The organism is Rhodococcus sp. O3 (genome assembly GCF_048897285.1).
Taxonomy (GTDB): Bacteria; Actinomycetota; Actinomycetes; order Mycobacteriales; family Mycobacteriaceae; genus Rhodococcus.
This window is the reverse complement of the sequence record NZ_JBMBTE010000299.1, coordinates 1-1,626: the sequence shown is the minus strand read 5'-3', so window position 1 is coordinate 1,626 and position 1,626 is coordinate 1. Positions and strand designations below refer to the sequence as shown.

Below are 1,626 nucleotides of genomic sequence, written 5' to 3'. Positions count from 1 at the left end.
GCGGTCGCCGCCGTGGCCGCTCAGATCGCGTATCCGCTCGCGCACGGATCCGCTCGGGACGTCGTCACCGTTCTCGTGGTGGCACTGCTGGCCGCCGCCTGCCTGGCACACGCCGCGGCGCACCGGGGCGGCACGTGGACGGCCGGACTGTTCGCGATCTCGGCCGGGCTCGGCTTCGCATCCGAAGTCGTCGGTACCGCCACCGGATACCCGTACGGGTGCTACGCCTACGCCACCGACCGGCTCGGCCCCGCGCTGTTCGACGTCCCGCTCGTCGTACCGCTGGCATGGACCGCCGGCCTGTACCCCGTGTGGTGCGTGGCGACGCGACTGACCCACCGGCCCGCGCCACGGATCGCCGCGGCCACCGTCGGCATGGTCGGATGGGACCTGTACCTGGACCCGCAGATGGTCGCGGACGGGCAGTGGACGTGGTGCCACGGACCGGGGCTCCCCGGGCTCGCGCACATCCCGCTCACCAACTACGCCGGCTGGGTGGTCGTCGCGGCCCTCATGGCCACCGCACTCACCGTGCTCGACCGGGTGACCCGGCCGCCCAGGGGCGGCGACGCGGTGCCGATCGCTCTGTTCCTGTGGACGTGGCTCGGGTCGGCACTCGCCCACACCGTCTTCCTCGACGCACCGGAGCTGCGCTGGTCGGCCGTGTACGGATTCGTCGTGATGGGGCTGCTCGGCGTCCCGCTGCTGGTGTCGCTGCTCCGTGATCGCCGAGCGCACCCGAACCTGCGGCGACTCGCCGGAACACCCCCGGACCTCTGACACCCCCGCGCGATACTGGCACGATATCCGCTGTGCAGCCGTCCCTCATCCCTGCTCCCCGCCGCCGACCGATCCGGCAGGCGGTCCTCCTTCTCCTGCTGCTTCCGCTCCTCGCGGCCTGCCTGCGTGCCCAGGTGACGATGGGTGTCTCGGCCGACGACCGGGTGTCCGGTCAGATCGTCGCCGCGACGATCCCCGCCGACGAGAACGACAAGGGACCGCAACTCGTCGTCCCGGACTCGCTGGCCGGACGCGTCCGGGTGCAGGAGTACCAGCAGGACGGCTACGTCGGCAGCCAGGTGTTCTTCAGCAATCTGTCGTTCGGGGACGTGCAGCAACTGGGCGCGATGACCGACCAGAGCGCGGGCTCGTTCCAGATCTCGTTGCAGCGGGCCGGGGATCTCGTGTCCCTCACCGGCAAGGTCGACCTCGAATCGGTGCCCGCGCAGGGCACGGACGTGCAGTTCACGATCGCGTTCCCCGCCCGGATCGCCACCACCAACGGCACCCGCGAGTCCGACTCGGTCGTCACGTGGAAGCTGCCCGCCGGGGATGTGACGAACCTGCGCGCCGAGGTCCGCTACTCCGATCCCAACACCCGCGGCTTCGCCGGGTGGGCCGGCATCGTCGCCGGAGTCACGCTCGGGGTGGCACTGATCATCGGTGGCCTGGCCTGGCTCAATCGCAACCCCGCACCGGTCCGCACATCGGCGGCCGGGCAGGATCCCGAGTCCGGCTCCGGCTCGGGTCCGGACCCGGACTCCGACAATTCGTAGCGTGATCACCGCGGTCACCCGCGCCGGCGCGGCGGTCGCACTGTTCGGCGCGGTCACCGCCGTCGCCAAC

2 protein-coding genes are annotated in these 1,626 nt (G+C 71.6%); both read left to right on the top strand.

Annotated features, from left to right (window positions below; all coding sequences use genetic code 11):
* The coding region (locus ACN675_RS29090) for a carotenoid biosynthesis protein (protein WP_420754105.1) at positions 1-780 on the top strand (780 nt) is incomplete at its 5' end.
* Between the two features lie 32 nt (positions 781-812).
* Complete coding sequence (locus ACN675_RS29085) at positions 813-1,556, top strand: LppM family (lipo)protein (protein WP_420754104.1); 744 nt, start codon at positions 813-815, stop codon at positions 1,554-1,556.
* Positions 1,557-1,626: the final 70 nt, after the last annotated feature.